We start from the raw sequence: 26564 nt of genomic DNA, 5'->3' as shown, positions 1-26564 counted from the left end.
GCGCGTAAGCCCCGAAAGCACCTGTGGCAGCGGACCTTAGGTTATTCCACCAGCAGCCGCTGCGTGGTGTTGCCGGCCTGCACCAGGTACAGGCCGGCGGGTAAGCCGGCCAGCGGCAGTTCGGCGCCGCCTTGCCCGGGTTTCAGGGGCACCGTGCGCACCACCCGGCCGGTAGCGTCGAGCACCCGCACGCTGGGCGGCGTGGACCCGCCCGCGGGCAGTTGCAGATAGGCGCTGTGCCGGGCCGGGTTGGGGAAAAGCACGAGGCGGGACGCGCTGGCAGTCCGGGCAGCCGTGGGCCCCGCCAGCACCGTGAACGCCGCGGGAAGGGTGGCTGCCCCCGTGCGCGTCGTCACAACAACGGGGCCCGTGGTGGCCCCGGCCGGCACCGTGGCTTCCAGCAATGTGCCCAGGGCATTGGTGCGGAAAACCTTGGCCGGAACGCCGTTGAAGGTGACGGCCGTAGTGCCCGATAAGTTCGCGCCGCTTAAACTCACGCGGCTCCCCGCAGTTCCGCTGCCAGGCGTGGCCGTGCGCAGCGTAGGAACCGCCGTCGCTTGGTTGTGGAAAATAGCTATGCTGTCGGTGAAAGCCACTGGGGCCAGGATGTCGAGGTCGCCGTCGTTGTCGAGGTCTACCAAGCGCAGGTCAGCCGTGAGCCCGCCCAGCGGCAGCGGACTGCCCAGTGCGGGTGTGAACTGCCCGTCGCCTTCCCCGAGCAGCACCAGCAACTGGTAGGTGTTGTTGCTGGTGGCGGTGTTGGTGCACACCACAATGTCGGGGTGGCTATCCGCGTTGAGGTCGCCCACGGCCACGGCCTTGCTTTCGTTGGGGCCCAGGGCGAAGGGCGAGCCGGGCACGTGCGCCAGCTGCCCCGTGCCATTGCCCAGCAGCACGGCCAGGGTGGTGCTTTGGGTGGTGCTGGCCAGGTCGAGGTGGCCATCGTGATTGAAGTCGGCCGCGGCCAACCCGTACGCTCCCCAGGCGGGCACGCTGAGCGGACGGGGATAGAGGTTGCCAAAAACGGGGTTAAAATTACCAAAGGCGTCGCTGAGGGCCACCGTGGCCAGTGAATTAGCTTCCGACACCACGAGGTCCAAGCGGCCGTCCTCGTTGTAATCGCCCAGTAAGCCCCGACAGATGAAGTTAGTGCCTTGGGAGAGAAGGGTGAAAACCGGGCCCGCCCGAAAGGTGCCGGCCGCGCTGCCCCGGTACACGGTCACTTCGTTGCTGTTGCTGTTGCCGGCCACGATGTCCGGATAGCCGTCAAAGTTGAGGTCGGCCAGTTCCAACAGGATGTCGCTCGACGTCACGGCAGAGAAGCCCAACAAGTTGGGTTGAATGCGCGTGAACACGCCCGTGCCGTTGCCGTGAAACCCCAGCAGGCCCCCGCCGGGCAGGCGCACCGCAAGGTCGGTTTCGCCATCCGCGTCCAGGTCGGCGGCCCGCACGGCAGCGACGGAATTATTGCCCGCGTCGAAGCCGCCCGGCACCCGGCGGTAGCCGCCGCTGGCTTGGCCCAGCCACACCGTCATCGAGTCGCCGTTCACCACCACCAGGTCGGGCCGGTGGTCGTTGTTCGCATCGCAGGGTTCGGCCAGGCGCATGCTCTGCCTGCCGGGCACCACCAGCGAGGTCCTCGTAAACGTGCCGCTGCCGCCCAGCGCCGTGGTGGTGAACTGATAGCAGTAGGGGCTCGCCGCGGCGCCCGTGCTGCTCTGCACCGTGGCCGGCACCGTCACGCTCACCGTGGCGCCAGGACTAAACTGCTGCGTGGGCAGCAGCACCACGGCCGAGTCGGCCACGCCAGCGGCCACGGGCCACCACGGGCCCACGCCCGAGCTTTGCACGCGCACGTTTCCCACCGTAGCGGGATTCAGGGGGCGAGAGAAAGGAATTTTCAGCAAGGCCCCCAGGTCGGCGGTGGCGCTGTAGGGGGCAGGCGTCAGCCGGGGCCGTTGCACCAGCGGCGCTTGCGCGGCGGCGGGCAGGGCCGCCGGGTTCAGCAGTCCCAGCAAGGGTGCCCAAAGCGGAAGAAAACGAACGCAGGGGTAGCGAAGGGGCATAGAAAAGGATATTCTAAAAACAGTTTGCCGGGGCTTTGCCGTAGTGGGGCAGGGCCCAAACAAGGCAAGCCAGTGAAGAAAAAATTACGGGGCCGAAGCAGTAGCAGCTTCGGCCCCGTGCATGATACTAGCGAATAAACACCGGGCGAATCAAATTCTCAAACGTGAAAATCTCGTCCCACTTTTCCTGCGTGAGCAGGCCGCGCTCGGTCACGGCGATGTCGTGCACCGATTTGCCGGTGCGCAGGGCTTCCTTGGCGATTTCGGCCGAGGCCTCGTAGCCGATGACGGGGTTGAGCTGGGTGACGATGCCGATGCTGTTGCGCACCAGGTTTTCGGCGTGGGCCTTGTTGGCCGTGATGCCCAGCACGCACTTCTCGCGCAGGGTGCGGCAGGCGTTGGTCATGTAGCTGATGCTGGTGAAGAGGGCGAAGGAAATCACCGGCTCCATCACGTTGAGCTGCAGCTGGCCGGCCTCGGCCGCCATGGTCACCGTCAGGTCGGCCCCGATGACGTAGAACGCGGTCTGGTTCACCACCTCGGGCACCACCGGGTTCACTTTGCCCGGCATGATGCTGGAGCCCGGCTGCAGGGGCGGCAGGTTGATTTCGTTGAGGCCCGTGCGCGGCCCGGACGAGAGCAGCCGCAGGTCGTTGCATATCTTGGAAAGCTTCACGGCCGTGCGCTTCAGCACGCCGGAGAGCTGCACGTAGGCGCCCGTGTCGTAGGTGGCCTCAAACAGGTCGCCGGCCAGGCTCAGGTTGAGGCCGGTGATGGCGCGCAGGTGCTCGGTCACGGCTTCGGGGTAGCCGGTGGGGGCGTTCACGCGCGAGCCGATGGCGGTGGCGCCCATGTTGATTTCGTCAATCAGCCGGCGCGAGTCGTCGATGCGCAGCAGCTCTTCGCGCAGGTTGGTGGCGAAGGCCCGGAACTCGTCGCCCATGCTCATGGGCACGGCGTCCTGCAGCTGGGTACGGCCCATTTTGAGGATGTCGCGGAATTCCTCGCCTTTTTGGGCAAAGGCCTCGGCCAGCTCGTTCAGGGTTTCGCGGTAGCCCACCAGCTTGTTGTTGAGGGCGATGCGGAAGGCGGTGGGGTAGGCGTCGTTGGTGCTTTGCGAGCAGTTGACGTGGTTGTTGGGGTGGCAGTACTGGTACTCGCCCTTTTGGTGGCCCATCAGTTCGAGGGCCACGTTGGCGATGACTTCGTTGGCGTTCATGTTCACGGAAGTGCCCGCGCCGCCCTGAATCATGTCGGTGAGAAACTGGTGGTCGAACTCGCCGCTGGCCACCCGGTCGCAGGCGGCGGCAATGGCGTCGGCAATGGGGGCGGGCAGCACGCCAAGGTCGCGGTTGGCGAGGGCAGCGCCTTTTTTCACAAACGCCAGGGCCTGCACAAACAGCGGCTCGGCCCTGATGGGAATGCCCGTGATGGCAAAGTTTTCGAGGGCGCGCAGCGTCTGGATGCCGTAGTAGGCGGTGTCGGGCAGCAGGCGTTCGCCCAGGAAATCGTGTTCGGTGCGGGAGGTGGTCATGCGGGAATTTTCGGTGGGAGGGAGGAGCTTGTACGGAATGGCGGAATGCCGGGACAAACCTACGGCGGCGCTTGGCAACGTATCGGGTTTGGGGCGTTCCCGAACGTCATGCCGAGCGCAGCGCAGCATCTTTACCGCTTCGTTGCAACGGCATGAATTACTATTGAGGTAAAGATGCTGCGCTGCGCTCGGCATGACGTTCTTTTCAACCCCTGTTGCCTATGAAACTCCGCTACCTGCCGTTGCTGGCCCTGGCTGTGGCCAGCTGTTCGCCCGCCGATAAAACCGCCACCACCGCCAGCGCTGATGCCCGCTTCGACACCTTTAAAAACCAGTTCATTGAAGCGCTGTGGCGGCAAAATCCCGACTACGCCAGCAGCCAGGGCTACCACAAATACGACTCGCTGCTGGTGATTCCGAACGAGGCCCAGCGGCGGAGCGACGACGCTTTTGCCCGGAAGTACCTGGCCGCGCTGGGCGGCTTCGGCCCCGACAGCCTCTCGCCCAACAACCAGATTGACCTGCGCCTGCTGCGCAACGAGCTACGCGCCGAGCGCTGGTACGCCGACACGCTCCGCAGCTGGCAGTGGAACCCCGCCAGCTACAACCTCGGCGCCTCGGTGGGCGACTTGCTCAACGGCCGCCACTACCCGCTGGACCGCCGCCTGCGCAACATTTCCGACAAAATCAGCCACGCGGCGGAGTATTACGCGGCTGCGAAAGCCAACATCGACAACCCCACCAGGGAGCACACTGTGCTGGCCCTCAAGCAAAATGCTGGCGGCCTCGCGGTATTTGGCCAAGCATTGGCCGATTCGGTGGCCAAATCCGGCCTGAGCGCGGCCGAGAAAAAGACGATGCTGGACCGCGTGGCCGCCGCCCGCACGGCCGTGCAAGGCTACATGGGTTTCCTGGAAGGCGACGTGCTGCCGGCCGGCAAATTCCGCCCATTTCGCATCGGCAAAAAGCTGTTTGAGCAAAAATTTGCCTACGACATTCAGTCGCGCTTCTCGGCGGACGAGCTGTACCAGGAAGCTCAGAAGCACAAGGCCGAATTGCTGCGCGACATGGGCCGCCGGGCCGCCCGCCTGTTTCCCAAGTACTTCCCCGGCCAAAAGGCGCCGGCCGACACGCTGGCCCTCATCACCACCGTCATCAACCAGCTCACCCTCAAGCACGCCCCGCGCGAAGGCTTCGTGGACGCCGTGAAGCGCCAGATTCCCACGCTGGTGGCCTTTGTGAACGACAAAAAGCTGCTGACCCAGGACCCCAGCAAGCCGCTGGTGGTGCGCGAAACGCCGCTCTACATGCGCGGCAGCGGCGCGGGCGCCAGCGTCTCGGCCCCCGGCCCTTATGACAAAGGCGCCAACACCTACTACAACGTGGAGCCGATTCCGGCGGACTGGACGCCCGCCCAGGCCGAAAGCTACCTGCGCGAATACAACGACTACACCCTGCAAATCCTGAACATCCACGAAGCCATTCCGGGCCACTACACGCAGCTGGTGTACGCCAACCGCTCGCCCTCGCTGGTGAAAAGCATTTTCGGCAACGGTGCCATGGTGGAGGGCTGGGCCGTGTACGCCGAGCGCATGATGCTGGAAAGCGGCTACGGCAACAACTCCGACGAAATGTGGCTGCTGTGGGACAAGTGGAACATGCGCTCGACGCTGAACGCCATCATCGACCACGCCATTCAGGCCGATAACATGAGCGAAAACGACGTGGTGACGCTGCTGCGCCGCGAAGGCTTCCAGGAAGAGGCGGAGGCCCGCGGCAAGTGGCTGCGCGCCACCCTGAGCCAGGTGCAGCTCAGCAGCTACTTCACGGGCTACACCGAGATTTATGCCCTGCGCGAAGAACTCAAGCGGAAGGAAGGCCCGGACTTCGACCTTAAATCCTTCAACGAAAACTTCCTGAGCTACGGCAGCGCCCCGGTGAAATGCATCCGCGAGCTGATGCTGCGGAAGTAGGCCAGGGGCAACCCTGGGGCCGTAATGGGAGTTTAAGTGACGGGTTTAAAGCTGATTCTCATGACCGAAGAAGAACGCAGGCACGTGGTCGACACTGACGACGAGCACCTGCGCCGCCTCACGCACGAGCACCTGAAGGTGTTTGCCAAGTTCACCTCCGCCGGCTGCGCCATTTGCCAGGCCTTGGCGCCACCGTTTGCCAAGTTTGCCGACGACCCCGGCAACGAGGCCATCCTGTTCGTGCGTCTCGACTCGGACGAGAACCCCGTAGCCCGCAAGCTGATGCAGGAAAAAGTAGCGCCCTTTTTCGTGAGCTATTGCCAGGGCCGCATGCTGGAGTGCGACAACCTGACCACCGAAGCCGAAGTGCGGGCCCAACTCGCCCGCCTGCGCGCCTTCGTGCCCCACACCGAATAAGCCCCCGCCACCCCATGGACATGCCCAAAGGCGGCCCAGCCATTCGGCGGGCTACCTTTGGGCATGTTTTTTCTGCTCTCCAAACTCCTCGACGTTGTTCTCCTGCCCACGGTGTGGCTGCTGGCCCTGCTGCTGGGCGCCCTGCTGGCGCGGCAGCCGCGCCGCCAGCGCCGGTGGCTGCTGGCGGCCGCCCTGCTGGCCCTGCTCAGCACCAACAACGCCCTCGTAAACGAACTCATGCTGGCCTGGGAAAAGCCGCCGGTGCCGCTGGCCGCCTTGCCCGCCCACGCCGATGCCGCCGTGCTGCTCACCGGCATCACCGACGTGGATAAGTCGCCGCACGACCGGGTGTACCTCAGCAGCGGCGCCGACCGTCTCACCAACGCCCTGTGGCTGTACCGGGCCGGGCGGGTGCGCCGCATCATCGTTTCGGGCGGCTCGGGCGCGGTGCTGCACAAGGCCCACACCGAAGCCGCCGACCTGGCCACCCTGCTGCGCCTGGCCGGCGTGCCTCAGGCCGACATCATTCAGGAAGACAGCAGCCGCAACACCCGCGAAAACGCCTTGTTCACCAAGCGCCTGCTGGCCCGCTACCCCGGCACCGACACGCTGGTGCTGGTGACGTCGGCGTTTCATCAGCGGCGCGCGCTGGGCTGCTTCCGCAAGGTAGGCCTGCAGCCCATTGGCTTTCCGGCCGGGTTCCGCAGCTCCGACCGCCGCATTACGCCCGACTACTGGCTGCTGCCCAACGGCGGCGCGCTGGAAAACCTAAGCGTGCTCATTCACGAAATGACCGGCTGGCTGACGTATAAGGTGCTGGGGTATTTGTAGAAGCTTGGTCTTGTGAAGAGTGGGCGGAAATAGACAAAATTCAAGCACGGTCATGTCGAGCTTGTCGAGACATCTCGCGTGCCACCACTAATCCAATCAATGGAGTTAGCAACACGCGCGAGATGTCTCGACAAGCTCGACATGACCTTTTCTTCACTACTCCATTTTGGCCACCGCTGCTATTTCCTTCCCAATCCAAATCGACTTCTGGTTCACAAATTCCCGTATGCCCAGATACGACAGCTCCCGCCCGTAGCCGGACTTTTTCACCCCGCCGAACGGCAGCTCGGGCATCGACTTTACCAAGCCGTTGACGAACACGGCGCCGCTTTCAATCTGGCGGGCCATTTCCTCGCCCTTTTTCGCGTCGCCGGTCCACACGGCCGCGCCCAGGCCGAAGCGCGAGTCGTTGGCTAGGCGCACGGCATCGGCGGCGTTTTTGGCTTCGAGCACCAGCGCCACGGGGCCAAAAAACTCCTCCTCATACGCCCGTTGGCCGGGCTTGACGTTCGACAGCATCATGGGCCGGAACAGGGCGGTGCCGGGCTTGGCCTGGCCGCCGTGCAGCTCTACTTTGGCGCCCCGGGCCACCGAGTCGTTCACTTGCTGGGTCAGCTCGTCGGCCAAATCAGGGCGGGCCAGCGGGCCGTATTGGGTGGCGTCGTCGAGCGGGTCGCCGGGGCGCATGGCCAGCAAATGCGTTTTCATCTGGCTGATAAATTCCTTGAGCACCGGCTTCTCCACGATGAAGCGCTTGGCCGCGATGCAGCTCTGGCCGCTGTTTATCATGCGGCTCTGGGCGGCGGTTTTGGCGGCCAGGGCCACGTCGGCATCGGCCAGCACAATGAAGGCATCGGAGCCGCCCAATTCCAGCACCGTTTTCTTGATGTGGGCGCCCGCAATGGCCGCCACCGACGCGCCCGCGCCCTCGCTGCCCGTGAGCGTGGCGGCGCGCACCCGGTCGTCGGCCAGCAGCTTTTCCACCAAGTCGGACCCAATCAGCAGCGTGCGAAAGCAGGCCGGCGGCAGGCCCGCGTCGTGAAACACCTGCTCCAGCGCCAGCGCGCACTGTGGCACGTTGGACGCGTGCTTGAGCAGGCCTACGTTGCCGGCCATGAGGGCCGGGGCGGCAAAGCGCACCACCTGCCACAGCGGAAAGTTCCACGGCATGATGGCCAGCACCACGCCAATGGGCTGGTAGCTGATGAAGCTGCGGCCGGCGTCGGTTTCAATCAGTTCATCGGCCAGGAAGCCTTCGGCGCGCTCGGCGTAGAAGTCGCAGCAGGTGGCGCATTTCAGGGCTTCGGCGCGGCCGTCGGTCACGGGCTTGCCCATTTCCAGGGCCATGAGGCGGGCCAGGTCGTCCTGCCGCTCGCGCAGCAGCGCGGCGGCGCGGCGCAGCACGCCAGCCCGGTGTGCCCAGGTGGTGGCCTGCCAATCGGCCGCCGCGCGGTGCGCCTGGCCCAGAATGCGCTCGGTTTTCATCCAGCTAAACGCTTTGAAGCGACGCAGCAGGCGGCCGGTGTAGGGGTTGAAGGATTCGATAGGCATGGCAACAAAGGGGAGAAGCGGCCGGAAAACGGCGGGGTGGCCGGGACCGTGCCGCAAAATCTATTCAACTTACACGGGGCGGGTTCGGTTGCGTATACGGTTGAGCCCGTATAGCACGGTTTGCGGCGCCCGGCGTATTTTCGTGCGCTTTGCATGGCGCCGATTTCGGCTTCATTTCTCACTTTCAGTCACTGCTTGTGTCCGATACCTCTCTGATTTCCCTGCCACCCGCCGCCGAGGCGGACCTCGTCCGACGCCTCCAGGCGCGCGACGAATCGGCCATGACGCTGTTCTACGACCGGTATTCGGCGGCCCTCTACGGCGTCATCTTCCGCATCGTGAAAGCCGAAGACGAGGCCGAGGACGTGCTACAGGAAGCCCTGGTCAAAATCTGGCACGCCTTTGCCAGCTACGACGCCAGCAAGGGCCGCCTGTTCACTTGGGTGCTGAACATTTGCCGAAATCTGAGCATCGACAAAATCCGCTCCCGACAGCACCGCGTAGGTAGCCGCACACAGGGCCTGGACGATAGCCTGACGGCGCAGCGCCAGGCCGCGCCCACCACCTTCCGCCCAGAGCACATCGGCCTGCAGGAAATCACCCAAAAACTGGTGCCCGAACAGCGCCAGATAATCGACCTTCTCTACTTTGAAGGCTTCACCCAAAGTGAAGTGGCCGAAGAGCTGAACCTCCCCCTGGGGACGGTGAAAACCCGCGCCCGCACCGCCATCAAAGTCCTCAGCAAACTTATTCGCTAACGCAATCGTGGAAAACATCCAAGCATATATAGAATCGGGCATTCTGGAGCAGTACGCTCTCGGAGAGCTTTCGCCGGCCGAGCAGGCTGCCGTGGAAGCCGAAGCCGCCCGGCACCCGGAAGTCCGCGAGGAGCTAGCGCAAGTGCAGGCCGCCCTGGGCTTTTACGCCGAAGCCCATTCCGTCACGCCGCCCGCCGCCATGCGGGAGCGGGTGCTGGCCAACGTAATGGCCCAGATTGCCGCCCCCGCCACTGCTGCTACCCCCAACGCCGCCCTACGGGCCGACCTCGACGCCGCCGTTTCTCAGAACCCAAGTGCCGCTGCAGCTTCCGCCCAACCCATTGCCGGTGAGGCCGTGATTCGGCCCCTCACGCCGGCCGCGGAAGCCCCGGCCTCTTCGCGCTCCGTCTGGGCCATGGCCGCGTCGGTGGCGCTGCTGCTGAGCCTGGGCGCCAACGCTTTGTTGTACTCGCGCTGGAAAGACGCCAGCTCCGACCTCGTGGCGCTGCAAAACGAGCAGTCGCGCTTTGCCACCACCACGCAGGTGGTGGAGCGCCAGCTCGGCGAGCTGCGTCAGGAAAACCAGGTGCTGCGCAGCGACGAATTCCGCGCCGTGGCGCTGGTGGGCACCAAGGATGCGCCCTCGACCCGGGCCCGGGTGCTCTTCAACCCCGCTACCCACAAGGTGTACGTGGACGTGAAAAGCATGCCCGCGCTGCCCGCCGGCAAGCAGTACCAGCTCTGGGCCCTGGCCGACGGCAAGCCCGTGGACGCCGGCATGATAGCCCAGGCCACCGCCGAGGGCGCCGACCTGCAGGAAATGAAGGAAATAGCCAGCGCGCAGGCATTTGCCGTCACCATCGAGCCGGCCGGCGGCAGCGCCAGCCCCACCATGCCCATTCAGGCCATGGGCGCGGTTGCGGCTGCTTCCAAATCCTAGCGCAAAAGCGCCGGTCGCTTGCTGAAAAAAGCCTCCGCACAGCCGTTTCGCGACGGGTGGCGGGGGCTTTTTCCTGCGGGCGCCGGGCCGGTTTTCTTTACTTCGTATCTTTCATTTTTACCAACCCTTTTTCGCTTCGCACATGTCGTACTACAACCCCGCCGACCTCGCCAAATTTGGCAACATCAGCGAATGGCAGCCCGAAATGGGCCGCAAGTTTTTTGATTATTACGGCGAAGTTTTCAAGGAAGGCGCCCTCACGGAGCGCGAAAAATCCCTGATTGCGCTGGCCGTGGCCCACGTGGTGCAATGTCCGTACTGCATCGACGCCTACACCTCCGACGCCCTGCAAAAAGGCGTGGACGAGGCCGAGATGATGGAAGCCGTGCACGTGGGCGCGGCCATCAAGGGCGGGGCCACGCTGGTGCACGCCACCATGATGATGAACAAGGCCAAAGAGCTGTCCATGTAAGCTGGCGGCGTTTTGCCGCGTTCTCCGCGTCCATGACCTTCGCCCTTGTCGCCTCTTCCTGCCTGTGCCTCGGCCTGTTTGGCCTGAGCAGCTGCGCGGCCGATGAGGCCGGCGGGGCCAGCGCCTCGCCGGCTTACCGCCGCATGCTCCAGCTGCTCTACAAGCACACCGTGCCCACGGTGGCGCCGGCCGCGCTGGCGCAGCAGCTGGGCCAGCCGGGCGCGCCGCTGCTGCTCGATGTTCGCACGCCCGACGAATACGCGGTGAGCCACCTGCAGGGCGCCCAGCTGGTGCCCTACGATTCGGTGGCGACGCAGGAGTTTCCGGGCGTGGACCGCGCCCGGCCCGTGGTGGTGTACTGCTCGGTGGGCGCCCGCAGCGAGCGGCTCGGCGAGCGGCTGCGCAGCCTGGGTTTCGGGCACGTAAGCAACCTCTACGGCGGCTTGTTCGAGTGGGTGAACGAAGGCTACCCGGTAGTGAATGCCCAGGGCCCCACGCCGAACGTGCATCCGTACTCGGTGCTGTGGGGCGCCTGGCTGAAACGTGGTCATAAGGTGTATAAATAGCAACTAAGCAGGAAAATGGGCTTCCTGAATCTTTGGGGCCCATTTTCCGCGTAAGCTGTTGTTGATTGCACCGATTCCGTCTCCAAAAAAGCCGTCAGCAGGAAAATTTGATGCCCACCTCCGCCTTTTCTATACGCCGTCTGCCTCTGCGTTTTGCTTTTCTGCTGCTGCTTGGGGCGGGGCTGGCCGGCTGCCAGGCGCCGGTGAAGGAGCAGCCCAAAGGACGTGTACCGGCTTCGGCGCAGGCCCTGCAGGCGGTGCTGCCGTTTTTCGACCAGAACTGGGCCATGAACAAGCTCTGGGAAGACGGCCAGGCCGAAGTGGCCACCTACGCCGCCGAGCGGGTGATTTACAAGAAGAAGCGTGCCTTTGAATACACCCTGATTACGGTCAAGGAGGAGTTCAACCAGGAGTTCAACGTCAAGACCGACGACTACGAGCGGCCGGACTTATTCCCGGTGATGAAAATCAACCAGTTCTGCCAGATTCGGGCCGACGAGTACCCGTACCACTACCTCACGTCGCTGTTTTTCCGGCGCGACCAGCCGGTGGCGCTGTATAAAATGACCACTTCGTCGCAGGAATGGTGCGGCAACACCTTCAAAGCCATCGTCGACGACGGCGTCAACTTCGAGGAAACGTTCGACTCGTACTGGGACAAGCAGGGCGTGGGCAGCCGCGACCTGCGCCGCGACGTGTTTCTGGAAGACGCCTTGCCCTACACCCTGCGCAGCCTGAAGTTCGAGTCGCTGCCGGCGTTCGATTTGACGGTGATGGACCTGCAGCAAACCAACAAGGTGACGCCGCCGGTGTACTACCAGGCCCACCTGAGCACGGCCGCCGCCCCGGCCGATGAGCTGACGGAGGCCGCCTGGCGCGTCAGCATCCAATTGGCACCGGACAAGCAAAACACCTACGTTTTTGCCAAAGCCTACCCCAACGTGCTGCTGCGCCAAACTACCTGGGACGGCCGCAACCTGCAGCTGAAATCGACGCGGCGCTTCGCCTATTGGCCCAAATAAGCGCATTAGCGCAAAGGGGCTAAACCCGGCAGCGGGAAATGACTTTCGTTTATTCCAACGAATCCATTTCAGGACTTTCGGACGTCCTCCTGGTCAGCTCCCACAGCAGCACGGCGTACATGCCGGCGTATTCCAGAGCCACCAGCCAGAGGTTTTCGGCGTAGATGGAGGTGCGGTAGGCCGCGTAGGAAAGAATGGCCAGCCCGCCCCACACCAGCGCGTAGCGAAAGCGGGTAAGCACGCTCAGGCCCACCAGCAGCGTGAGGTACCAGGGATGCACGGTGGTGGCCAAGGCATAGTAGGCCGTGAGCATGAGCAGGAGTGTGGATGGCAGCCCAGCCAGCGTGGGCCGACGCTCCCGCCAGGCCAGGCCCAGGCCCAGCAGCCCGCTCAGCAAGGCCAGCGCCGGCCCGATGATGGCAATCTGGTTGTAAGTAGTGAGCCAGTAACCGATGGGCCGCAGCAGGTAATACACGCTGGCGTTGAACTCGAAGCTGCGGAAATACAGCTTGAGGCTGCGGGCGATGTTGACGAACAAATCGACGGAAAGAAACGGGCCAAACAACAGCAGCAGCGTGCCCAGACACAGCAGCGAATACACCGCAAACCGCCGCCAGCCCAGCCGGCGCCCCAGCAGCGGCAGCACCAGCAGCGGCAGCAGCTTGGTGGCCACGCCCAGCCCCAGCGCCACCGCCGAAGCGGCCCACTTTTGCCGGCTCAGTAGCCACAGGGCCAGCAGGATGAAGCCGAACAGCACGCCTTCAAAGTGCAGGTTGCCGGTGAGCTCCACGATGACCAGCGGGTGCAATAGGTAGCGCAGCGCGCGGGGGGCCGGCCAGCCCAGGGCCGGCAGCAGCGCCAGCAGCAGCCAGGCCGTGCCCACTTCGGCCAGCAGGATGACGGCGCGTAAGCTGGCCGCAAAACCCGCGTTGGAAGTCGGAAACAGCCCCGCGCCGGCCCCAAACGCAAACTGGCACACCGGCGGGTACACCGAGTAGTAGTGCGGCGAATTGAGCTGCCGGTACAGCTGCTGCAGCTCGGGCAGCAGCGCGGCGCGGCGGGCTTCGCCGGGCACGGCCGTGCGGGCACCGTCGGCAATCAGCTCATCGGGCCGGAAGCGGAACGGGTTCACGCCGTTGGCCACCAGCAGGCCGTCCCAGCGGAAGCGGTACACGTCGTCGGACAAGGCCGGCGCGGCCGGCAGCCACAGCAGCCGGAACGCCAGCGCCGCACCCAGGCCCCAGCGCAGCGGCAGCCGGCTGCGCAGCAGCCACGTATAGGCCGCCAGCGCCACCGCAAACAGGCCCACCAGCTGCCCGAGCTGCACCCGCGGCGTGGCGTAGGCCAGGGCCGCGTAGGCCGCGCCCGAGAGCAGCAGCGCCGCGCATTGCGAAAGCGAAGGAAGCTTAGCGGGCATGGCGCACCGAGTAGTAAAAAATGGCCGCAAACCCTACCGTGAGCAAGGAATGGAAGGGCAACAGGCCAAAATCGTCGAAATAAATGCCCGCCCCGAGGCCGAAGGCAAAGTACACTGCCAGCAACCCTTCCAGCGCCACCAGCGGCCCAATGCCGCCCGTGCGGTAGCGGCGGCGCCGGGCCACGGGCGCCGTGCCGGCCTTGGGCGTGCGCACAAAGGGCGTGCGCCGGCCCAGCCAGCCCAGAATTACGGCGCGCGCATTGTGCAGCGCCAGGCCCATCGAAACCGACAGAAACAACAGAAAGAAGCCCGGGTAGCGCCACAGCGGCTTATCGGGGTGGGCCAGCCGCCAGGCCGAATAGTAGTAGTAAATGAGCGGCGTGAAGCCCACCAAAAACACCGATGCCAGCTGAAATACCACTTTGTATTCGTGGAACTGCGCCCGCACAAACACCAGCGGCACGCTCAGCAAGGCCATGAGCATGATGACGATGTAGACGCTGCTGTTGAGCAAATGGAAGGTGGCCTGCAGCTTCACGGCCAGCGGCTGCCGGGAGCGCCACACGGGCCCGAGGTGCTTGTGGGCCGTTTCGGCTGCGCCCTTGGTCCAGCGGAACTGCTGCGACTTGAGGGCGTCCATCACGGCCGGCAGCTCGGCGGGCGCCACGATGCCGGGGCGGTACACGAAGCGCCAGCCGCGCAACTGGGCGCGGTAGCTCAGGTCGAGGTCTTCGGTGAGGGTGTCGGTGTGCCAGCCGCCGGCGTCGTCGATGCAGGCGCGGCGCCACACCCCGCCGGTGCCGTTGAAGTTGATGAAAAAGCCGGCGAACGTGCGGCCGACTTGCTCGATGAGAAAGTGCGCATCGAGCCCAAAAGCCTGCAGGCGGGTGAGCAAGGACTCGTTCTCGTTGAGGTGGCCCCAGCGGGTCTGCACCACGCCGATGCGGTCATCCTGCAAAAAATATGGCACCGTGCGGCGCAGAAAATCCGCTTCCGGCACAAAGTCGGCGTCGAAAATGGCGATGAACTCACCGTCGGTTTCTTCCAGGCCGTGGCGGAGGGCGCCGGCTTTGTAGCCGTCGCGGCCAAGGCGCCGCACGTGGCTGATGCGCAGGCCCCGCCCGGCGTGGTGGGCCACGCGGGCCGCCGCGAGGGCCACGGTGGCGTCGGTGGAGTCGTCCAGCACCTGAATGTGCAACAGCTCGGGCGGGTAATCCAAGGCGGCGGTGGCGTCGATGATGCGCTCCACCACGTTTTGCTCGTTGTAGAGCGGCAGCTGCACCGTGACGCGGGGCCACACCGCCGGCACGGGCAGGAGCGGGGCCGGCGGTGCGGCATACGCCCGCAGCGCCAGCCGCGTGAGCTGCCACTGCCCTGCGCTAAACCCCAGAATAAACAGCAGGCACAGGCCGTAAACCGCCACCAGCAAAATGGGCAGAACCGGCATCAGCAGCGAAGGGTGGGGCAAGAGGTCAGCATGTTAACGTCTGTCATCCTGAGCGTAGCGAAGGACCTTCTCACGTTCGCATCGTTGAAATTACTGCGAATTGTTCGGGCGTGAAAAGGTTCTTCGCTGCGCTCAGGATGACAAAAAACTACGAAACCCATTACCAATACCGAAAAATGGTCCAGAGAATCTTGTAGCCCGCCCCGAGGGTGCCGCGCACCGTGCCCGATACCTTGCTGGTGCCAATGCGGCGGCGGTAGCGCACGGGCACTTCCACCACGCGCAGGCCCCGGCGCAGGGCCTTGAGCTGCATTTCCACGGTCCAGCCATAGGTCTGGTCTTCCATGCCGATGGCCAGCAGGGCGGGGGCCAGCACGGCGCGGAACGGGCCCAAATCGGTGACGTGGCTGCGGTAGCGCAGGTTGAGCAGCCGCGCCGCCAGCCAGTTGCCAAACCGCTGCTGGGGCAGCAGGGCGCCTTTTTCGCGTTCGCCCAGGGCCCGCGAGCCAATCACGAGGTCGGCCTCCCCGCGCAGGAGCGGGGCCAGAAGTTCGGGCATTTGTTCGGGGTAATCGGAGTGGTCGCCGTCGAGAAATACGACGATGTCGGGCCACTCGGATTGGGGCCCGCCGAAGGCGTGGGCCATGCCGGCCAGGCAGGCGTGGCCGTAGCCGGGGCGGGGCTCGCGCAACACGGTGGCCCCGGCGGCCCGCGCGATGGCGCCGGTGTCGTCGGTCGAGTTGTTGTCGACCACGATGACTTCCCGGGCCAGGCCCGTGGGAATTTCGCCCAGCACCAGGGCAATGGCCCCGGCTTCGTTGTGGGCGGGAATGATGACGCTGATGCGGGGCGGGGCCATGAAAAAGAGACGCGAAAACCAGCCGCCGCCAAACAAAACCGGGCCGCTGGAGCTATATGCACCACAAAGATGCCCCCGCCGCCGCAAAGCGGCACCGCACGGCCCGCGCGCCGCGCCCAACCGTTAACCCCACCGTATGCTTCAGATAGGCCAACCCGCGCCCGACTTCACGCTCACTACCACTTCCGGCGAGACTTTCCGCCTCTCGGAGCAGCGCGGCCGCCACGTGGTGCTTTATTTCTACCCCAAGGACGACACGCCCGGCTGCACGGCCGAAGCCTGCTCGTTCCGCGACCAGTACGAGGATTTCAGAGACCTAGGCGCCGAAGTGGTGGGCATTAGCTCCGACAGCGAAGCCTCGCACCAGAAATTCACGCAGAAGCACCGCCTGCCGTTTCAATTGCTGGCCGACACCGATGGCAAAGTGCGCAAGCTCTACGAAGTGCCCCGCGCGCTGCTGGGCCTGCTGCCCGGCCGCGTCACGTTCGTGATTGACAAAAACGGCATCGTGCAGTACATCTTCAACTCCCTCAGCGGCGCCACGGACCACGTGAGCAACGCCAAAAAGGTGCTGGCCGGCCTGCCGGCTTAGCAAAACAAATGGCGCGCATTGAGCTGGAAATGCTGGTGAAAGCTTCGCCCGCGGCCTGCTACGCATTGGCCCTCAACACGCAGGCGCACATCGACTCCACCCGTCACACCGGCGAGCGGGTGCTGGCCGGCCCCGCCAGCGGCCAACTGCAACTGGGCGACGTGGTGACTTGGGAGGCCCGCCGCCTCGGCGTGCGGCAGCGCCTGACGGTGCGCATCACGGCGGCCGTGCCGCCCCATTATTTCCGGGACGAGCTGGTGCGCGGGGCTTTCCGCACGCTGCGGCACGAGCATTATTTTGAAGCCGTGCCGGGCGGCACCCGCGTGCGCGATGTGTTTGAGTTCAGCAGTCCGCTGGGCTTCGTCGGCCGTTGGTTCGACCACTTATTTTTGAAAAGCTACCTGACGCGGTTCCTGCAAGCGCGCAATGAGGCGCTGGAATTTCGGCTGGAAGCCGGGGCTGCCGCGTAAGTTTGGGGCCGAAACCCGCGCCTGCATGCCGCTCATCACTTCCGACGACTTCCTCGAAACCCTGGCCAAGCTGCGCCAGCGCGGGCTGCCGTTTCTGCTTTCCAAGTTGCGCCTGAGCGCCCTGGCCCGCACCCGCTCGGCCTTCGACGACCCCGCGCTACGGGCGGCCAACTGGTGGCAGGTGCCCGCCGTGCGCCGCCGCTGGAACGAGCGCATGACCGGCCGCCCCGACCAGCCCTACGAACCCTACGTGGCCGACAAGTACCTGGCCGGCCGGCGAGGCCTGCGCCTGCTGTCGCTGGGCAGCGGGGCGGCCTCGCACGAGCTGGCCTTTGCCCGGCTGCCGCAGTTTGCCGAAGTGCGCTGCGTCGACATTGCGGGGCGCCTGCTGGCCCAGGCGGCGGCCGTGGCCCAGGCCGAGGGGCTGACCAATTTTCGCACCGAGGTGGCTGACGTGAATGCCCTCGACCTACCGGCAGCCTCGGTCGACGTGGTGTTGTTTCATTCGGCCCTGCACCATTTCGAGCAGGTGGAAAACATCGTAGCGCGCGTGCGCCGGGCCCTGCACCCCGATGGCCTGCTGGTGCTCAACGACTACGTGGGCCCCGCCCGCCTGCAGTGGACCGCCGCCCAACTGGCCGAAGCCAACCGCGTGCTGCGCACCGTGCTGCCGCCGCGCTACCGGGTGCGCTACCTCTCGCGCCAGCTCAAAACCAGCGTGAGCGGGCCCGGCCGGTGGCGCATGCGCTTGGCCGACCCGTCCGAAGCGGCCGAGTCCGACCGCATAGTACCGGCCCTGCGCCGGCACTTTCTGCCCCTGGAGGAAGCAGCCCTCGGCGGCAACCTCCTCACGCTGGTGCTCAAGGACATTGCCCACCACTTCCTGCGCGACGACGATGCCGAAACCCAGGCGCTGCTGGCCGAGTTGTTTCGGCTGGAAGACGACTTTCTGGCCACGCACCCCAGCGACCTGCTGTTTGGCGTGTACCGGCCCCGGCCGGAGGAGTAAGTCGAAATTTCAAGCCGGGGCATTGGGCAGCCGCGGCCGGTTCTGCGTAGAGTGGGCATGAACTGCTTTCGCCTGTTGCCCCGTTTCCTGCTACTGTTGCTGCCTTGGTTGCTGTCGGTTTCCGCGTCGGCCCAAACCGCCCCGCTCAACGCCACGCTCGATGGGTACGACTACCCATTTCCCGTGAAATACCTGCCGCTGAGGCTGGAAGGCCAGGCCCTGCGCATGGCCTACATGGATGTGCCGGCCACCGCCAACCCCAACGGCCGCACCGTGGTGCTCTTGCACGGCAAGAACTTTTTCGGGGCCTACTGGCGCGAAACCATAAAGACGCTGGCCGGGGCGGGGTTCCGCGTGGTGGTGCCCGACCAGCTTGGTTTTGGCAAGTCGGACAAGGCCGACATTCACTATTCTTTTCACCAGCTGGCGCTCAATACCAGGCGGTTGCTCGACACGCTGGGCGTGAAAAAGGCCGTCATTGTGGGCCACAGCATGGGCGGCATGCTGGCCACGCGCTTCGCCCTGCTCTACCCCGAAACCACCGAAAAGCTGGTGCTCGAAAACCCCATCGGGCTGGAGGACTACCGCGTGGGCGTGCCGTTTCAGTCCATTGACCAGGCCGAGGCCAGCGAGCTGAAAAGCACCGAAGCCAGCATTCGGAAGTACCACGCCACCTACTATCCCAACGGCTACCCCGCGGCGCACGACCAGTGGTTGCTGCCCCTGGCCGCTCAAACGCGCAGCCCCGATTTCCCGAAGGTGGCCCGTGCCAACGCCCTAACTTTCGACATGATATACCAGCAGCCGGTAAGCTACGAGTTTGGCCGCGTGGCCGTGCCCACGTTGCTCATCATCGGGCAGGCCGACCGCACGGTGGTGGGCAAGGCGCTCATCAAAGACCCCAAAACCCTGGTGCAAATGGGCCAGTACCCCGCCCTGGGCCGCCGCACCGCCGCCATCATCAAGGGCGCAAAGCTGGTGGAGCTGCCCGGCATCGGCCACATCCCGCACCTAGAAGCGCCGGCGCAGTTTTACCAGGCGCTGCTGGCGTTTTTGCGGTGAGCTACTTGCGGTTGGGCTGGGTGGCGCGTATCATGCAGCGGAAGCCCACCGTGGGCGAAGGGTCGGAATAAGTACTACGCGAGGTCACGGTGCAGCCCGCCAGCGGGTCGCGGTAGCTGCCGCCTTTGGCCACGCCGCGCTCCTGAATCATCTCGGCGGCATTGCCCAGCAGGTTGTAGAGCCGGTAGTCGTTGGTGGGCCCGCCGTAGACGTAAGCAGGGGTAAGCAGGCGCAGAAAATAGGGCTCGGGCTGGTTGTAATTGATGAACGAGCGGGAAGGTTTCGTGCGGTTGTAAGCTTTTATATCAGATTGAATTTGAGATATGTAGGCGGTAGTGCCCGAGCGTTGCTTGAAGTAAGTTGCGGCTTTGGGGTTTACTTCAAGCAGGCTTTCAGTGCACTTGCGGCCGAAGGGCAGGCCGCGCTTGGCGAGGGCAGCCTGCTCCCATTCGGCCTCGGTGGGGAGGCGGCTTTCCACCACCACGTGCTCGGCGGCCAGGCTGTCGGGCGAGTAGGGCTTGCTGCGGTTTATCATGTAGCTGATGGCCTTGCCGCGCCACTTGCAGAAGGCCACCACCTGCTCGTAGCTCACGCCGACCACCGGATAATAGTCGTAGAAAACGTTGGTAAAATAATCGGGAACGGGCAGGGCCGAAGCGAGCGGCTCGGTAGCCGCCACGCTCACACCCGCGGCGGCCAGTTGCCGCTGGTAGCGTTTCCATTCAATGTTAGGCACCTCGGCCTCGTCAATGGCCCAGCCATCTCTGGTGAGCAGAATGCCGCCGGGCATGCCCACCGGCAGCACCTTGGGCACCGATTTGAGTTCGCGCCATTCCTTTTTCACCACAAACGAAGTGTCGGGTACGCAGAGGTTGCTGTAGTTGATGACTGCGTCGTCGCGAAACAGCTCACGGGGCCCTCCAAATTCTCTGTCGAGGTTCTTCAGGCCGGTAGTAGTGCTGTAGAGCCCCGGGGAGGCGCCCGATGGAGGACCAAAGCTGGAGCCAAAACGAGAGCAGCCCACCAGCCACACAACCATTGAGCAACCAACAAAGCCTGGAAACCACCGGCGCCCGCGTTGCGGGCTACAAAAATGACGAAGCATGAGCAAGGGCAAATCGATAAAAATTAGCCCAATATCCGCAGCGAGTCCGCATGAATGAGTGGCGAGGCCTGGTAGCGTCCCGTGCGAGGCCCGTTTTCCAGGTTGAGCACGCCGCGCGGGCAGGCGGTGCTGCACAGGCCGCAGCCCACGCACGAGGCCCGGATGATGGGCTCGCCGCGCTGGGCGTACTGCTTCACGTCGATGCCCATTTCGCACACGTTGGAACAGTTGCCGCACGAGATGCACTGCCCGCCGTTGGTGCTGATGCGGAAGCGGGAAAAGTGCTTTTGCAGCAGCCCGAGGTAGGCCGCCATGGGGCAGCCGAAGCGGCACCACACGCGGTTGCCCAGGATGGGGTAGAACCCCACCCCGATGACGCCCGAAAACACCGAGCCGATGGCGAAGCCGTACCACTTTGCGCCCACGTTGCCAGCCTCACCCAGCAGGGTGTTGCCGGTGGCAAAATGTGCCCACAGCAGCGCCGTGAGGGCCACAATGATGGCCAGGATGGGGTAAATGAGGCGCACTTCCCAGCGCCAGGCGGCGCGGCTCTTGTCGGAAAGCTGGCGGTAGGGGTCGCCGGCGGTTTCGGCCAGCCCGCCGCAGCCGCACACCCACGAGCAGTACCAGCGCTTGCCAAAAAAATAGGTGAGCACCGGCGTGGCCAGCAGCGACATCACCGCGCCCCAAAATACCATGAACACGCCCAGGCCGCCACTCTGGAGCAGGGAAGTGACCGTGCCCGGAAACAAATAGTCATACTTCAGCGGCCAGAAATAGTTGAAGTAGAACTCAGGCTGCTGAAAAAACTGCAGCACGCCGGGCAGCAGAAACGCAAAGCCCAGCTGAAAAAACATCACCGAAACCGTCCGGATGACCTGGTAGCGCGAGTGGCGGTATTTCCACAGGGCCCGGCCGCCCATCAGCAGCACGGCCAGTGTGTAGAAGGTGCCGTAGAGAAACCACTGGTCGGCGGGCCGGGCGCGCAGGGCCCGGCTGAAGGCATCGAGGGCGTGCACCAGGTTGTTCAGCACCCCGAAATGGCCGTGGCCGTCGTTGCCGCTAAACCAGTACAGCACCACATAAAACCCCGTGAGCACCAGGCTGGTGACCCAGGCCACGGCACCACGGCTGGTGCTGGCGCGCCGCCATAGATTGTGCTGCTGCACGCCGGCCGGCCGGCGGCCGTAGTGCAGCCCGCTCCAGGCCAGCGTGCCGCCCGTCAGCAAGGCCAGGGCTCCATAGAGCCACCACTGCCCGCGCGTGGGGTCGGCGTCGGCCAGGGCCAGGAGCAGGGCCAGCAAGCCCGCCGCCACCCCAGCCAGCGCGAGTTTTTCGGCGGCAGGGGCGGCGGGTAGCGGCGGGGCGGCAAAGGCTGGAGTCATCTAATTTTCAATGGAATAAGGAGTAAGACTTGTAAAAACGTCATGTCGAGCTTGTCGAGACATCTCGCGTGCTGAAGTAACTCAATTGAAAGAATTACTATAGCACGCGAGATGTCTCGACAAGCTCGACATGACATTCAGCTATTGCTCATCATCAATTTATCGCTAGTGATGGTGGTGATGATGACCGTCAGACTTGCCAAAGAGGTTGATGAGGGTGCCGAGGACGTAAAACCCCGACCAGCACACGTACAGCCAGGTGAAGCCGGCCGGGGTGCGCCCCACAAAAAAATGCAGAATCAAATGCGCTCCGGCGCTCATCAGCAGGCCGGTGAGGGCAATGAACTGGAAGCTGTTGAGGGCCGAAGGACGGTATAGTTTGGAAAAATCCACGGGAAAATTTTAGGTTAAGACGTGAGCCGGGCCAGCAGGCCCTTGCGCTGCCGGAGCACCACCCGCTGCTCCGGAAACTGCCGGTTGAACGCCGCCACAATGGCTTGTTCGTGCTGCGGAAAAAACTCCGGGTCAAAATTAGCCGCCCCGAGCTGGGCCAGCACCGTGGCCACGGGCGCGCGCTGGCGTATCCAGGCTTCGCACACGGCTTGGCGCAGGCGCAGGCCCAGGGCATTGAACCCCACCACCGCCTGCGGGGAGGCGGCCCGGAAGTAGATGCGCAACGCCGCGCGCCCGGCCGGGTGTTCCCAGTAAAAGCTGCTGAGCTCGGCGCCCGGCTGGGCAGGCGCTTGGCCGTAGGTCTGGTATTCGAGGTTGAAGAACTTGGCCGAGTTGAACCAGACGCCGCGCCGGTAGGGCGTGGGCTGGCCGCAGAGGGTGTGCGCCACGGTTTCGCCCTGCATGCGGCCGGTGTACCAGAGTTGCTCGATGGCCACTTCGCCCGCCGCCGGGCGGCGGTGCTGGGCGCAGTCGCCGGCCGCGTACACGTTGGGCACGCTGGTGCGCAGGTACTCGTCCACCAGAATGCCGCGGTCGGTTTCCACGTCCGCGGTGTTGGCCAGGGCCAGGTTGGGGGCCACGCCAGTGGCCAGGCCCACCCACTGGCAGGGTATTTCCTCGCCGGCCGTGGTGCGCACGGCGCGCACGCGGCCCTGCGCATCGCCCAGGATTTCGCCTAGCTCGGTGCGGTAGCGTACTTGTATTTGGTTGGCCTCAAACTGCGCGTCCACCAGGTTGGCTTCTTCCGGCGGCAGCACCGAGGCCCAGTAGCGGGCGTCGCGCACCAGCACCACCGCCTCGATGCCGCGCGAATGCAGCATCTCGGCCAGCTCGGCGCCAATGAGGCCGCCGCCCACCACCACGCCCCGCGTGATGGCGTGGGTGTCGCGGGCCATGGCGGCCAGGTCGGGCAGGCCGTAGAGGCTTTGCACGCCGGCCAGGTGCTGGCCCGGCCAGCCGTAGCGCGTGCTTTGGGAGCCGGTGGCCAGCAGCAACTGGTCGTAGGCCAGGGTGGTGCCGTTGTCGAGCGTGAGGCGGTTTTCGCGGGTGTTGAGCGCGGTGGCGGTGGCGTGCACCAGGCCCAGCCGGTTTTCGTCCCAGAACCAGTCCTCGTAGGGCTTGATGTCGGACAGACGCAGGTGGCCCATGTACACGTACATCAGCGCGGTGCGCGAATAGTGGTGCGCGCTTTCGGCCGAAACCAGGGTGATGCGGGCGTCCGGGCGCAGGCGCCGCACCGCGAGGGCGCACGAAACCCCGGTGATGCCATTGCCAACGATTACCAGGTGCATGAGACGGAGAAAAAGCTGCGAATGGCCAAATGTAGGCGCCCGGCCCCGACCACCGGAGCCAACCGCGGCTTCCGATACGCGCGCCGGAAGCGCCCGACAAACTACGCGGGAGGCGGGGCCCGCGGTTTGGCCCGCGGCGTAACGGAAAGCCGGGGCCTGCGTAAGCCCACCAGCACCTTCCCACTTAATTCTCAGCCCATGATTCCCGATAACATCTCCGGCGACGGCACCGACCCGAACGAAGGCGAACACGCCGACATCACCGAAAGTAAAAACTTCGCGAAAAACGAAGAGCTGGAACGTCAAAAGGAATACCAGCAGGACCAGAGCAACAACAAAGCCAGCAACGACCCCTCGGCCGCCCGCAACGTGGGGGCCAACGGCTACACCCAGCGCAGCAACCAGAAAGACCAGCTCGACAACCTGCACATCGGCGGTTCGGAAACCAGCCCGCAGGGCGGCAACGACCACGTGCACGCCGGCGAGCAGGCCCAGGGGCCGGGCTTCGAGGCCGAGGGCAGCGTCGAGCTCGACCACAACCTGCGCACCCGCGACCAGCCCTTTGGCGAGAAAAGCGCCACCGGCGCCCCCACGCCGGCCGGCCACAACGAAACCATCAGCGACGAGTAGCGGGCCTTTGCCAGGCGCCGTGCCGCCTCGCCCCAACCCGTAGCGGGTTGGGGCGAGGCGGCTTTTTTGTGCCCTTGGGAAAGCGGGGTGGGAGGGCGGGAAGAAAAAAGTGCATTGTGCGCTTGATAACCCGGCAAAAGCTTAACTTGCCCGATATATCTGATACAACGGTATTGCAATTAACCATTGTGCGGATTCTCCTCTCTTCTTTTCTTCATTCCCACTTACCTGCAGCTGCGATGAACCCGGAAAATTTACCCAAGCCTGAAAACGAACCGTACGACCCCAACCTCGATGCCCAGGACGAGGAAGTGACCTCGGGCGGCAACAACAAGCTGCTCTACATTCTGGGGGCGGTTATCCTGGCCCTGGTGGTGGGCTACGTGGCCCTGCCCAAAGGCGGCGGCAGCGGCTTGGCGTCCGTCACGCCCACGTTCATGCTCGACGATGCCGCCGTGACGGCCACCGCCCCCACGGCCGCCGACAGCATCGCCGCGGGCCTCAAAGCCGCTCCCGACAGCGCCGCCGCGGCCGAGCCGACGACTGCCAAAACCACCGCCAAGGCCGCAAGCACCACAAAGACCACGGCCGCCGCCGCGTCGGCGCCCGTGACCCAGACGGCCGCAGTGGCCGCCGCGCCCGCCGCCGAGGCCGCCCCGGACCCCGAGCCCGCCGCCGCGCAGGCTGCCCCCGCTGCCCCGGCCGCGCCGAGCACGCTCACGGTCACCGGCAAGATTGATGACGAAACGGGCAAGCCCCTGGTGGGCGCCACGGTGCTGTTGCGCGGCAGCAGCAAAGGCACCAGCACCGACGCCAACGGCAACTACAGCCTGGAAGTACCCAGCGGCACCGACAACACCCTGATTTTCGGCTACGGCGGCTACGACGACGAAGAGGTGCGCAGCCGCGGCAGCCAGCCCGTCAACGTGACCCTTACGCCCCGCGCCAAAACCAGAAAGCGCCGCTAAATGGCAGGTTCACCAAACGCAAAAGGCCCGGATTTCCAGTTGGAAACCCGGGCCTTTTGCGTTTGGGAGCGGGGTAGAGACGCAATACGTTGCGTCTCGTCGTTCGCGCCGTTCGGGTGTCGTTGGCACGGCGTCGTTCAACTCGCGCAGTGCAACGACGAGACGCAATACGTTGCGTCTCTACCCCAGGCTAGGCAGCCGAATTACCAAACCGGCGGCCGAATAAGAAGTACACCGGCAGGCCCAGCGCCGTCAGGCCTAGGCCGCGGCGCGAAAACTCGGCCGTGTCGGGTGCGATGAGCAGGATGATGCAGAAGGCGCTGGCCAGCAGAATGTAGAGGCCCGGCACCAGCGGGAAGCCCCAGGCGCGGTAGGGGCGGGGCGCCTCGGGGCGGGTGCGGCGCAGCACGAAAATGCCGATGATGGTGACGACGTAAAACAGAATCACCGAGAACATGACGTAGTTGAGCAGGTCGCCGTAGCGGCCGCTCAGGCACAGCAGGCAGGCCCAGAAGCACTGCGCCCACAAGGCGCGGCCGGGCACGCCGGCCCCGTTGAGCCGGGCCAGGCCGGGGAAGAACAGGCCGTCCTTGGCCATGGCAAAATAGGCACGGGCGCCGCTCAGGATGATGCCGTTGTTGGCCCCGAACGTGCTGAGCATGATGAGCACGGCCATCACGTAGGCGCCGGCCCGGCCCAGTACCGACTCGGCCACCGCCGTGGCCACCCGGTCGTCGGTGGCGTACTGAATGCCGCGGCCGGCCAGCGTGGCGGCTTCGGGCGTGCCGTGCAGCGGCAGCACCAGCAGGTACACCACGTTGATGAGGATGTAGAGCGCCGTGACGATGGCCGTGCCAATGGCCATGCTACGCACCAGCGTCCGCTCGGGGTTCTGGATTTCCTCGCCCGCAAACCCGATGTTGTTCCAGGAATCCGACGAAAACAGCGAGCCCGTCATGGCCATGCCGATGGCGATGACCAGGGCGCTGCCGCTGATGGGAAGCGTGGGCGCGCTCACGCCCGGCGCCGCCGAGCGGGTGGCCGACCACAAATCGGCGAAATTGGCCGCAATGGCTTCGTGATTGATGCCCAGGGCCACGCCAAACAGAATGAGCAGGGCCAGGGCAATGAGCTTGGTGCTGCCCAGCACGTTCTGGATGAGCTTGCCCGTGCGCACGCCCCGCGCATTCAGCGCCGTGATGCCCACAATGAGCAGAATGGCCAGCAGCTGCACCGACGAGAACGTGAAATTCCAGCCGGCGAGCGTGGTTTCAAACAGCACGTTTTTCACACTAAAATACGGCACCAGCACGCCCGTGAACTTGGCAAAGGCGACGGCCACGGCCGCAATCACGCCGGTTTGGATGACGAGAAACAGCGTCCAGCCGTAGAGAAAGGCCGTGAGGCGCCCAAACGCCTCGCGCAGGTACACGTACTGCCCGCCCACTTTCGGGAACATGCTGGCCAGCTCGCCGTAGCTGATGGCCCCGGCCATGGTGATGAAGCCCGTGAGCAGCCACACCACCAGCAGCCAGCCGGCGCTGCCCACCTGCCGGGCAATGTCGGCCGACACGATGAAGATGCCCGAGCCAATCATGCTGCCCGTGACGAGCATGATGGCATCGAAAAGATTGATGGCCCGCTTAAAATGCGGCTGGTCGGGTTGCGGTTCGGTCATACGAGTTGGGGAAGATTTTGTCAAAGAAAACGAAAAGGCCCGCCGTAGCAGGCAGGCCTTGAAAATG

25 protein-coding genes are annotated in these 26564 nt (G+C 64.8%); 14 read left to right on the top strand and 11 right to left on the bottom strand.

The features are described from left to right. Positions 1-41 precede the first annotated feature (41 nt). Both I2H31_RS05675 and aspA read right to left on the bottom strand, forming a co-directional pair. Positions 42-2066 carry an FG-GAP-like repeat-containing protein gene (locus I2H31_RS05675; RefSeq protein ID WP_196292031.1) on the bottom strand — a complete coding sequence of 675 codons (2025 nt, stop codon included), beginning with the start codon at positions 2064-2066 and terminating at the stop codon, positions 42-44. A gap of 127 nt (positions 2067-2193) precedes the next feature. Then, positions 2194-3600, bottom strand: coding sequence for an aspartate ammonia-lyase (aspA, locus tag I2H31_RS05670; protein WP_196292030.1), 1407 nt, complete (start codon positions 3598-3600; stop codon positions 2194-2196). Positions 3601-3821: 221 nt separating this feature from the next. On the opposite strand from aspA, the gene I2H31_RS05665 reads away from it, so the two are divergent. The 3 genes from I2H31_RS05665 to I2H31_RS05655 all read left to right on the top strand — a co-directional run bounded on the left by I2H31_RS05665 (position 3822) and on the right by I2H31_RS05655 (position 6821). Further along, positions 3822-5573: a DUF885 domain-containing protein gene (locus tag I2H31_RS05665; protein ID WP_196292029.1), complete on the top strand. Its 1752-nt coding sequence runs from the start codon at positions 3822-3824 to the stop codon at positions 5571-5573. Positions 5574-5633: 60 nt separating this feature from the next. Further along, positions 5634-5990, top strand: coding sequence for a thioredoxin family protein (locus tag I2H31_RS05660; RefSeq protein ID WP_196292028.1), 357 nt, complete (start codon positions 5634-5636; stop codon positions 5988-5990). Positions 5991-6053: 63 nt separating this feature from the next. Continuing rightward, the gene (locus I2H31_RS05655) at positions 6054-6821 is read left to right on the top strand and encodes a YdcF family protein (protein WP_196292027.1); all 768 of its coding nucleotides are present in this window, start codon (positions 6054-6056) and stop codon (positions 6819-6821) included. Positions 6822-6977: 156 nt separating this feature from the next. On the opposite strand, the gene I2H31_RS05650 is transcribed toward I2H31_RS05655, so the two are convergent. Then, a complete protein-coding gene (locus I2H31_RS05650; RefSeq protein WP_196292026.1) occupies positions 6978-8372 on the bottom strand; it encodes an NAD-dependent succinate-semialdehyde dehydrogenase in 1395 nt (464 codons plus the stop codon). 197 nt (positions 8373-8569) lie between these two features. Between I2H31_RS05650 and I2H31_RS05645 the strand changes: the two genes are divergently transcribed. The 5 genes from I2H31_RS05645 to I2H31_RS05625 all read left to right on the top strand — a co-directional run bounded on the left by I2H31_RS05645 (position 8570) and on the right by I2H31_RS05625 (position 12130). Next, complete coding sequence (locus tag I2H31_RS05645; RefSeq protein WP_317192183.1) at positions 8570-9130, top strand: RNA polymerase sigma factor; 561 nt, start codon at positions 8570-8572, stop codon at positions 9128-9130. 7 nt (positions 9131-9137) lie between these two features. Next, positions 9138-10070, top strand: a complete 933-nt coding sequence (locus tag I2H31_RS05640) for an anti-sigma factor (protein ID WP_196292025.1) — start codon at positions 9138-9140, stop codon at positions 10068-10070. Between the two features lie 142 nt (positions 10071-10212). Next, the gene (locus I2H31_RS05635; RefSeq protein WP_196292024.1) at positions 10213-10542 is read left to right on the top strand and encodes an arsenosugar biosynthesis-associated peroxidase-like protein; all 330 of its coding nucleotides are present in this window, start codon (positions 10213-10215) and stop codon (positions 10540-10542) included. 32 nt (positions 10543-10574) lie between these two features. Next, positions 10575-11108, top strand: a complete 534-nt coding sequence (locus tag I2H31_RS05630; protein ID WP_196292023.1) for a rhodanese-like domain-containing protein — start codon at positions 10575-10577, stop codon at positions 11106-11108. Positions 11109-11218: 110 nt separating this feature from the next. Next, complete coding sequence (locus I2H31_RS05625; protein ID WP_196292022.1) at positions 11219-12130, top strand: hypothetical protein; 912 nt, start codon at positions 11219-11221, stop codon at positions 12128-12130. 49 nt (positions 12131-12179) lie between these two features. Here I2H31_RS05625 and I2H31_RS05620 read toward each other — a convergent pair whose 3' ends face one another. The 3 genes from I2H31_RS05620 to I2H31_RS05610 form a co-directional block, all read right to left on the bottom strand. Further along, entirely contained in the window at positions 12180-13547 is a 1368-nt protein-coding gene (locus tag I2H31_RS05620; RefSeq protein WP_196292021.1) for a hypothetical protein, read from the bottom strand. Then, positions 13537-15015, bottom strand: a complete 1479-nt coding sequence (locus tag I2H31_RS05615) for a cellulose synthase family protein (protein WP_230687493.1) — start codon at positions 15013-15015, stop codon at positions 13537-13539. Before I2H31_RS05615 ends, I2H31_RS05620 begins: the two co-directional genes overlap by 11 nt. A gap of 139 nt (positions 15016-15154) precedes the next feature. Next, positions 15155-15853, bottom strand: coding sequence for a glycosyltransferase family 2 protein (locus tag I2H31_RS05610; protein ID WP_196292020.1), 699 nt, complete (start codon positions 15851-15853; stop codon positions 15155-15157). Positions 15854-15989: 136 nt separating this feature from the next. On the opposite strand from I2H31_RS05610, the gene I2H31_RS05605 reads away from it, so the two are divergent. The 4 genes from I2H31_RS05605 to I2H31_RS05590 all read left to right on the top strand — a co-directional run bounded on the left by I2H31_RS05605 (position 15990) and on the right by I2H31_RS05590 (position 18986). After that, complete coding sequence (locus I2H31_RS05605) at positions 15990-16445, top strand: peroxiredoxin (protein ID WP_196292019.1); 456 nt, start codon at positions 15990-15992, stop codon at positions 16443-16445. A gap of 8 nt (positions 16446-16453) precedes the next feature. Next, positions 16454-16915 carry an SRPBCC family protein gene (locus tag I2H31_RS05600; RefSeq protein WP_196292018.1) on the top strand — a complete coding sequence of 154 codons (462 nt, stop codon included), beginning with the start codon at positions 16454-16456 and terminating at the stop codon, positions 16913-16915. Between the two features lie 25 nt (positions 16916-16940). After that, positions 16941-17924 carry a class I SAM-dependent methyltransferase gene (locus I2H31_RS05595; protein ID WP_196292017.1) on the top strand — a complete coding sequence of 328 codons (984 nt, stop codon included), beginning with the start codon at positions 16941-16943 and terminating at the stop codon, positions 17922-17924. Between the two features lie 96 nt (positions 17925-18020). Further along, positions 18021-18986 (top strand): alpha/beta fold hydrolase, encoded by a 966-nt coding sequence (locus I2H31_RS05590; protein WP_230687492.1) that lies wholly within the window; start codon positions 18021-18023, stop codon positions 18984-18986. Between the two features lies 1 nt (position 18987). Here I2H31_RS05590 and I2H31_RS05585 read toward each other — a convergent pair whose 3' ends face one another. From I2H31_RS05585 to I2H31_RS05570, 4 genes are all read right to left on the bottom strand, one after another. Beyond that, on the bottom strand, positions 18988-20025 hold the full coding sequence (locus I2H31_RS05585) for a formylglycine-generating enzyme family protein (RefSeq protein WP_196292015.1): 1038 nt from the start codon (positions 20023-20025) through the stop codon (positions 18988-18990). An 89-nt stretch (positions 20026-20114) separates the two neighbouring features. Then, a complete protein-coding gene (locus I2H31_RS05580) occupies positions 20115-21476 on the bottom strand; it encodes a 4Fe-4S binding protein (protein WP_196292014.1) in 1362 nt (453 codons plus the stop codon). 165 nt (positions 21477-21641) lie between these two features. Next, complete coding sequence (locus I2H31_RS05575; protein ID WP_196292013.1) at positions 21642-21869, bottom strand: hypothetical protein; 228 nt, start codon at positions 21867-21869, stop codon at positions 21642-21644. A 14-nt stretch (positions 21870-21883) separates the two neighbouring features. After that, a complete protein-coding gene (locus I2H31_RS05570; protein ID WP_196292012.1) occupies positions 21884-23221 on the bottom strand; it encodes an NAD(P)/FAD-dependent oxidoreductase in 1338 nt (445 codons plus the stop codon). Between the two features lie 198 nt (positions 23222-23419). Between I2H31_RS05570 and I2H31_RS05565 the strand changes: the two genes are divergently transcribed. Continuing rightward, a complete protein-coding gene (locus I2H31_RS05565; protein ID WP_230687491.1) occupies positions 23420-23851 on the top strand; it encodes a hypothetical protein in 432 nt (143 codons plus the stop codon). A gap of 239 nt (positions 23852-24090) precedes the next feature. Then, on the top strand, positions 24091-24819 hold the full coding sequence (locus I2H31_RS05560) for a carboxypeptidase-like regulatory domain-containing protein (RefSeq protein ID WP_230687490.1): 729 nt from the start codon (positions 24091-24093) through the stop codon (positions 24817-24819). Positions 24820-25009: 190 nt separating this feature from the next. On the opposite strand, the gene I2H31_RS05555 is transcribed toward I2H31_RS05560, so the two are convergent. Next, a complete protein-coding gene (locus I2H31_RS05555; protein WP_196292011.1) occupies positions 25010-26497 on the bottom strand; it encodes an APC family permease in 1488 nt (495 codons plus the stop codon). Between the last annotated feature and the right edge of the window lie 67 nt (positions 26498-26564).

Origin of the sequence: Hymenobacter ruricola (genome assembly GCF_015694525.1) — a bacterium.
Lineage (GTDB): Bacteria > Bacteroidota > Bacteroidia > Cytophagales > Hymenobacteraceae > Hymenobacter > Hymenobacter ruricola.
Note: the sequence above shows the minus strand (reverse complement) of the source record. Positions and strands in the feature narration are given on the sequence as shown.